We start from the raw sequence: 7,953 nt of genomic DNA, 5'->3' as shown, positions 1-7,953 counted from the left end.
AAAACCATATAAAAAATGGTAAACCAGAAATATTTAGCATTCTGGCTAACCTTATAATACGAACGGTTGCGTTAGTTCAACAAGCTATCAAAAATGGATATTAAAAATGGCTCAGTAGTGAACTGAGCCATTTTATTTTTAATTACAAAAACAGATACAAAACGCAGTGCAAATTTGGTTACATTTTCGGGTTTTTGCGATAGGAAACGGAACCCGTTACTCTTTTTTACATTCCTCATCTTATGCGCCATGAATGTTATTCGGTAAACTCTCTAAAAATCAATGTGGCATTATGACCGCCAAATCCTAATGAGTTTGATAGCACAATTTGGACATCTTTCTTCTTTGCCACGTTGGGGACATAATCTAAATCTAACTCTTCATCGGGCGTTTCATAATTGATGGTTGGAGGGATAATTCCTTCCTTGATGGCTAACAGAGAAAAAATGGCCTCAATGGCACCTGTCGCTCCCAATAAGTGACCCGTCATTGATTTCGTGGAACTGACACTTAAATTATAGGCGTGTTCTTTAAATACCTGTTTAATCGCTATCGTTTCATACAAATCATTATAATAAGTAGACGTCCCATGAGCATTGATATAATCGACTTGTTCAGGAGAAATGTCCGCATCATCTAACGCTAATTGCATCGCGCGCTGGGCACCCGCTCCGTCTGGTGCAGGTGTGGTTATATGATGGGCATCACCTGTAGCACCATATCCAATCAATTCACCATAGATGTTCGCTCCACGGGCTAATGCATGTTCTAATTCTTCCAGTATAACAATACCAGCACCTTCTCCAATGACAAATCCATCACGATTTTTATCAAATGGCCTGCTGGCTGTGTTCGGGTCGGGATTTTTTGAAAGTGCGGTCATGTTCGAAAAGCCAGCGACGGTCATTGCTGTAATCGTTGCTTCTGTGCCGCCGGCAATCATTATGTCCACATCCCCTTTTTGAATAACGCGGAATGCATCCCCGATGGAATTGGCTCCAGAGGCACAGGCGGTAACGGAACAATTGTTGATTCCTTTTGCTCCTAGTTCAATAGATACTTGTCCTGCAGCCATGTCTGGAATAAACATCGGAATCGTAAATGGGTTGACCCTTCTTTGACCTTTTTCAATAAATTTTTGATGCTGTTCCTCGAACTCACCTAAACCGCCAATTCCTGATCCAATCCAAACTCCGACCCGTTCAGGTTGGACATCCACGCCAATTTGAATGCCTGCATCCCTTACCGCCATTTTACTAGCGGCCACAGCGAATTGGCTATAACGGCCCATTCTTCTTGCTTCCTTTTTATCCATAAATGCTTCAGGTGCAAAGTCTTTTACTTCCGCCGCGATTTTGATATCCACTTTTTCCACATTAAATATAGTGGCTGGACCAATACCTGACACACCACTTTTAATCTTTTCCCATGTTGAATGAGCATCATTCCCCAAAGGAGTGACTGCTCCAATACCTGTAATCACTACTCTTTTATTCATTTAATGCTCTCTCCCACTAATTATTCGAAGTATAGTCTCTATATTTTACCTAATTTATGGTTGTTGGACAAATTGATTAGTTTTGACAGCCACTTTGTATCAAACAAGTTGACAAAAAATCTAATAGTTCGATAGTGTTTGGTTAACGAATGGAATAGGGGGAAATGAGGCATGAAATTAGTGACGGTTTATCATTATGATGCATTTAGCACAGAGCCCAATAAAGGGAATCCAGCGGGAGTAGTTTTAAACGGTGACGACCTGACAGATAACGAAATGCAAGAAATAGCCTTTAAAGCTGGCTTTAATGAAACAGCTTTTATCATGAATTCGAATACAGCTGATCTTAGATTACGTTATTTTACACCCGGTCATGAAATGAACCTTTGTGGCCATGGGACAATGGCGGCCATCTATGCATTAAAAAAGAAGGAATTACTAAAGCATAAAGATACCTTAACTATCGAAACACTTGCAGGTATCCTGCCGATAAAAATTGATGCCCTTTCAAATGCTGACATTCAGATTACAATGAAACAGGCTTCACCACAATTTGCAGAATTTACAGGATCAGTGGATGCTTTAGCTGACTCGATTGGGCTTGTTAAAGGGGATATTGATGATACTTTGCCTATCCTATATGGCAGTACGGGTATCTGGACTTTATTGCTTCCAATAAAAAAACTCGAGACTTTTAAAAAGATGAAGCCGAATAATGAGTTATTCCCTTCCATTTTAAAGGAAATGCCCAAAGCATCTATTCATCCCTTTTGCTTAGAAACGTATGATGCGAATGCTCATATGCATGCCCGTCACTTTTCTTCCCCTTATTCTGGTACAATATAGGACCCTGTAACTGGCACTGCTTCAGGTGTGATGGGAGCTTATTTTGCATCTTATATAAACATCCATTTTGAAAAAACGTTAGGGCTTTTAGTAGAACAGGGTCAGGAAATGGATAAGGATGGCCGGGTAATGGTGCATGTCACGAAAAATAAAGATCAATTTGATATTGAAATCACTGGAAGTGCCGTATACGTTAAAGATCTTGAAGTGGTCTTATAGATTAGAATGTTTATGATCACATTTAGTTTCTTAAAAAAACAGCCGCAGTCAGGAGTTGATCCCTTACCTGCGGCTTTTGATTTTTAATCCTTTTCAATGCTTTTTATTATCTTCATAACTAATGGGCTTGTATGATCGGGCAGCTCCTGGATTGGAAAAAATCCGGCATCAATCGTCTCCTGCCCATCAATTTTGAGGGTATTATTCTTAATATCTTTTGAAATATAGGCAATGGTGACAGGATAGAATTCATCCCCATTTGGCAGTTTCCGAAAATACTGATTACCTGAAAAAACAGCTGTTAACTGCAGCTGACCGATTTCAATTCCAGTCTCCTCAAATACCTCTCTTCTTGCTGCTTCTTCTGCAGATTCTCCTAATTCCAACAATCCGCCTGGAAGTGCCCAAATGCCCTCTGGTCTTTTTTGTAAGAGGATTTTGCCATCACCATCTATAGCAGCCACGACAGCGCCTACTAAAATAAGCGGCCTGGTTCCGATTAATTCCCGCAACTCTTCAATATAGCCCATTTAATACCTCCCAAAAAATCGCAGTAGGTGCTTGTCACTGGTAAAATTCCGGCTTTCTGTGTTTTACGCTGGGCAGCTTTTCTCTGACTCGTTCGATCCGCTCTAAATCCAAATCGGCGAGAATAAGGGCTTCTTCTTCTCCTCCGCTTGCAATAACAACTCCCATCGGGTCAACGACCAGACTCCGGCCGGCAAACTCAGGACCAACTAGGTCTGCTCCAACGACGAACATCGTGTTTTCAATCGCTCTTGCGCGAATAAGCGTCTGCCAATGATCCTCTTTCATAGGACCCGACATCCATCCTGCCGGAACTAGCAGTACATCCGCCTCTTGAAGCGCAAATTGTCTTGCGATTTCTGGAAATCTTAGTTCATAGCAGACCATTAAACCAATTTTTCCAAACTCTGTTTCTACTACTTTATATTTATTTTCACCAGGGATAATGGTATCAGATTCTTTAAAGCTGAAAGCATCATATAAATGTGTCTTTCGATAGGAATGTAAGAGTTGCCCCGAACGATCAATAAAAACGGTTGTATTATAGGCTCGGCCGTCATCACCCGCTTTGGATTCATACATTCCACAAACGACATAGATTTCGTTTTTGCGGGCGGCCTCTTTAAGAGCGGAAACAAATGGACCATCCAATGGTTCAGCTGCTTCAGCCGGCAGCACACCAGTCTTTGGAGTTGCCAGCACCATATAAAATTCCGGTAACACCACAAAATCTGCGCCCATCCCTTTTGCCTTCGCAATGTATTGGATCGCCTTCTCTAAATTAGAGGCTTTATCAACGCTAGTTGATAATTGTGCAATAGCTACTTTCAAGGCAGGTACCTCCTAAATATCACATTTTCATTAATTTTAATATATTTTTGCATGGTCTGACCAAAAAAACAACCGCAAGCCCCTACATTCATGTATGGGGTTAGGCTGTTTTTTATTTTATCATTATTTACATTCGCTCACGGTTGAATTGTATGATCTCACTTAGTTCCAAGTTCACCAACAATTTTTGTTCCATGAGCCTCTCTTACGTTTACCTTACTGATAAGAGCCTCCAGGTTTTTATCGGTAATTCCTCCTCCAGGAAGGATAACAATTCGATCACCGGCAAAATTTACATATTCTTTCAATAGCGAAAGGTTGTTTTCAATTGCCGTATGGCTTGGCCCTCCATGGGTTAAAATCCGCTGAACACCATGGCCTGCCAACCAATTAATTGCATCCAACTGGTATTTCGGCTTAATCTGATCAAACGCCATATGAAAGGTGATATCCAGACCATTAGCAGTTTGCAGTAATGTATGCATATTCCTCTCATCAATCCAGCCTGATTCATTTAAGCAGCCCATCACCACTCCGTCTGTTCCCAGTTGTTTTAAATGAACAATCTCTTCGTGCATAATGTCTATTTCCATCTTGCTATAAACGAAGTTTCCACCTCTTGGCCTGACAATGGACATAACCTTAATATTCTTACTGTGACAATATTTAATTGTTCTTGCAGCTACACCATGACTGACAGTTGTTCCGCCGACCGCTAAGTTATCACAAAGCTCTATCCGGCTAGCGCCACGCTCGATTGCTTCAGGTACAACAGTGAAATTTTCTACACAGACTTCTTTAATCATAATGCACGTTTTTCTGTCATTTCTTGAGATTTGATAAGTGAAAACGTCTCTTTAACTGCTCCTGCCTCAACCCCTGCATCATTCCTTACAATCGACGGCCTTAACTCTCTTATTCTCGCGATTGTTTCTTTGTTGTCGTAGTTAATTTCCTCAAGGATAGAGGCAACAATATTTGGCCAAACCTCTTCAGAGCCATTTAATACTTTTAAGGCAAAGCCTAGTCTTTCCTTTTTCAATCCAAAGCAATAAACACCTTGTGCTCCGCCCTTTGCGACCACATTTGAATCTTGCAGCAAAACGGAGCAAATAAATTTTTCCGAAGCCACCATCATTGGATGTTCATTCATCACGCTGGTCATTTCCTTCACCGCTTTTTGCAATAATGGATCTTTAATAATGTCAGGACATGCCAATTTTAAATAGGTAATCGCCATATTTTTTAACGGAATTGCGAACACCGGTACACCACAGCCATCGGTACCGATCTTAATTTCCGAAACGGGTACTTCCGATAAAGTGGAGAGGATGAACAATATTTGCTGCTGAAGTGGATGGTCAGCTTCCCAGTATCCTTCAACCGGATAGCCCAATTCACGGCAAACCGTGACAAAGCCCATATGCTTGCCTGAGCAGTTGTGATAAAGCCGTCTTTTTTCTTTATGGTTCCACAACATTTCCTCACGCGGCTTGACGTTTAATGGATAGGAGGGCGGGCAGAATAATTCCTCTTCGCTAACAGGCAGCTTGCTCAACATGGACTCAAGAGCTTTAACATGATAGGTTTCCCCTCTGTGAGAAGCAGTAAACAGGGCTGCTTCTTCTCTTGTCAGACCATATTTCGCCACGATATTAGATAAAAATACAGGAAGCGCTTGGATGGGCTTAGCGGCAGACCGATAAATTGTATAATGATCCTGCCCCCCGGCATGATACACCGTATCCAATTGGTCGTTAACACCCGCTATCATTCCGAAATGAACATTTTCCACCAATCCTGCTCTTGTTTCTTCCACTAATGTTACATAATTCATACAATACTCCTCTCCTTTACTGTAATTCCAACAAGGAATTTTGAGCTTGAATAGCTGCACCAAGTACGACTCCTTGATCTCCTAACTGTGAGTAGACGATTTTTACACGTGCTTTTAACGGCTCCCAAACATACAGCTCACATTTTTGCTTAATAGAACCTTTTATTTCAGGAAGTTTTTCAATGGTATTCCCGCTTAGAATAATCATTTCCGGGTTATACAGACAAAGGATATTGCTTAAAGCGAGGGCGATGTAGGTGGCGGTTCGGTCCATAATATTAATGGCCCAAGATTCCCGCTTTCGACAGGCATCGAAAACCTCATCGATGGTCTGAATGTCCTTTACCTTCCTGCTGTCGGCAATAATCGCGCCTTCAGAAATATAAGAAGCAAGGCAGCCGATTTTTCCGCAATTGCATACATTCCCCGTCGGGTCAATGACGGTATGGCCAATCTCCCCTGCATCGTTGGAATCACCGCGGTATATTTCTCCATTAAGAATGATCGCAGCACCAATTCCTGATCCAATACCCATGAGAACAGCATTTTGCGAATCCCTTGCCCTTCCCTTGAAATTTTCTGCGATGATTTTCATTTTTAGTTCATTATCAATAATGACCCCAAAGCCAGTGAGTTGTTGAAGATCCTTAGCTAGGTTTTTATTCTTCCATTTCAGCTGTTCCGATATCTTTACCACGCCATTCATATAATCGATGGAACCAGGAAGACCTACTCCGATTCCAAGGATCTTTTCGACAGGTACTCGATTTTTATCAATTAATTCCCTTATATTCTTCCTTACTTTTTTAAGCGTTTCTTCATAACCCTCCCTCTCATCTCTGGGAGTAGTCTGCCATGCAACAATTTCTCCGATATAATTAACGATACCAATGTTGATAATTAATTTATCGATTTCTAATCCAACTGAATAAAGAACATCACCGCAAACATCCAATAATGCTGCCTTTCTTCCTACACCGGATGTGACTAATTCGGTTTCTCTCACAAATCCCTGTAAATGTAACTCATTGACAATTCGCGTAATAGATGTTGGGCTCATTCCTGTTACTTTCGCAATTTCCATTCTGGAAATGGGCGATTGGTTTTTGATAATTTCAAGGACTAGATTTTTATTTTGTTTTTTCATTAAAAGTTGATCTTGCTTCTCCATTATTTACATTCCCTTTTTAAAAAAATTTGTTAAAGAATGGTTAAAAAATCATGTCAGCTCTCACTTTTGAAAGAACTAACATCATTTTTTAATCGGAAGGGAATCGTAAAGTGGATTCCCCTCAAATGAAGTTTGTCCTTTAGTAAAATGTTTTAATAAATTGGATTGCCACAGAAATATCTTTAACTGGATTCGTGTCAACCTCACGTTCGATCGTTAAATACCCATCATACTGAATTTGTTTTAATGCCTCAAAGTAATTAGGAAAGTCTACAGCTCCCTTTCCAAGGGGCAATTCCCTGAAATACTCCCCGGAAGTCACCATTCGAGCTATTTTTTCATGATCCGTACCGCCGCCATAGCCAAGTGCTCCATAAACATCACGAGGGTCTACTGGTTTTAGCTGAACTCCATCTTTCACATGCGTATGGACGATATAATCTTTGAGCAGCTTCACTCCAGCCACAGGGTCATCTCCGGTTACCATCACCATATTGGCCGGATCAAAATTAATGGAAACGCCATTAGTACTTAAACTATCCAAAAAGGATTTTAATCGTGAAGCTGTTTCAGGACCTGTTTCTATCGCAAAGTACGCATTCATACTTTTAGCATAAATCCCCAATTCCTCACAGGCCGATTGCATCGCATCATATATATAGCTATCCTTTTCCTCCGGTACAATGCCGATATGAGTCGTGACAATATTTGTCCCTAGTTCAACTGCCAGATCCAAAATTCGTTTTGATTTTTCAATTTTCTCCTTGTTTTGCCGGGCATCCTGAAACCCATGGCCGCCTAAATCCCCGCAAAGCGCCGAGATTTCTAATCCTAATGATTCAATATAGGTTTTTAACTCTTTACGGGAAGCCGGGCTTAAGTTTTCCGGTGCCATTTCCCCGCTTACAGCATAAATTTGGACACCGTCAGCTCCCATTTCTTTTGCAGCTTTTAACCCTTCCCTTAGAGGTAAGCAAAGACTATCGACTATCACACCAATTTTATTGGTCACCTTTAACATGG

The 7,953-nt window shown here is 41.0% G+C and carries 7 protein-coding genes and 1 pseudogene; 1 reads left to right on the top strand and 7 read right to left on the bottom strand.

Annotation, left to right across the window (positions count from 1 at the left end; translation table 11 throughout):
- Nucleotides 1-256 precede the first annotated feature (256 nt).
- Nucleotides 257-1,498 carry a beta-ketoacyl-ACP synthase II gene (gene fabF, locus ACIFOT_RS29520; protein WP_430071694.1) on the bottom strand — a complete coding sequence of 414 codons (1,242 nt, stop codon included), beginning with the start codon at nucleotides 1,496-1,498 and terminating at the stop codon, nucleotides 257-259.
- Nucleotides 1,499-1,669: 171 nt separating this feature from the next.
- Here fabF and ACIFOT_RS29515 point away from each other — a divergent pair.
- A pseudogene (locus ACIFOT_RS29515) lies at nucleotides 1,670-2,563 on the top strand (PhzF family phenazine biosynthesis isomerase).
- A gap of 83 nt (nucleotides 2,564-2,646) precedes the next feature.
- On the opposite strand, the gene ACIFOT_RS29510 reads toward ACIFOT_RS29515, so the two are convergent.
- The 6 genes from ACIFOT_RS29510 to ACIFOT_RS29485 all read right to left on the bottom strand — a co-directional run bounded on the left by ACIFOT_RS29510 (nucleotide 2,647) and on the right by ACIFOT_RS29485 (nucleotide 7,951).
- Nucleotides 2,647-3,093: an NUDIX hydrolase gene (locus ACIFOT_RS29510; RefSeq protein WP_430071691.1), complete on the bottom strand. Its 447-nt coding sequence runs from the start codon at nucleotides 3,091-3,093 to the stop codon at nucleotides 2,647-2,649.
- A gap of 34 nt (nucleotides 3,094-3,127) precedes the next feature.
- Nucleotides 3,128-3,922, bottom strand: a complete 795-nt coding sequence (locus tag ACIFOT_RS29505) for a carbon-nitrogen hydrolase family protein (RefSeq protein ID WP_430071688.1) — start codon at nucleotides 3,920-3,922, stop codon at nucleotides 3,128-3,130.
- 158 nt (nucleotides 3,923-4,080) lie between these two features.
- Nucleotides 4,081-4,731, bottom strand: a complete 651-nt coding sequence (locus ACIFOT_RS29500; protein ID WP_430071703.1) for a copper homeostasis protein CutC — start codon at nucleotides 4,729-4,731, stop codon at nucleotides 4,081-4,083.
- On the bottom strand, nucleotides 4,725-5,759 hold the full coding sequence (locus ACIFOT_RS29495) for an asparaginase (RefSeq protein WP_430071685.1): 1,035 nt from the start codon (nucleotides 5,757-5,759) through the stop codon (nucleotides 4,725-4,727). The genes ACIFOT_RS29500 and ACIFOT_RS29495 overlap by 7 nt, the downstream gene beginning before the upstream one ends.
- 16 nt (nucleotides 5,760-5,775) lie before the next feature.
- Entirely contained in the window at nucleotides 5,776-6,930 is a 1,155-nt protein-coding gene (locus ACIFOT_RS29490) for an ROK family transcriptional regulator (protein WP_430071682.1), read from the bottom strand.
- Nucleotides 6,931-7,069: 139 nt separating this feature from the next.
- Nucleotides 7,070-7,951 carry a sugar phosphate isomerase/epimerase family protein gene (locus ACIFOT_RS29485; protein ID WP_430071679.1) on the bottom strand — a complete coding sequence of 294 codons (882 nt, stop codon included), beginning with the start codon at nucleotides 7,949-7,951 and terminating at the stop codon, nucleotides 7,070-7,072.
- Between the last annotated feature and the right edge of the window lie 2 nt (nucleotides 7,952-7,953).

The organism is Neobacillus sp. NRS-1170 (genome assembly GCF_050468025.1).
Note: the sequence above shows the minus strand (reverse complement) of the source record. Positions and strands in the feature narration are given on the sequence as shown.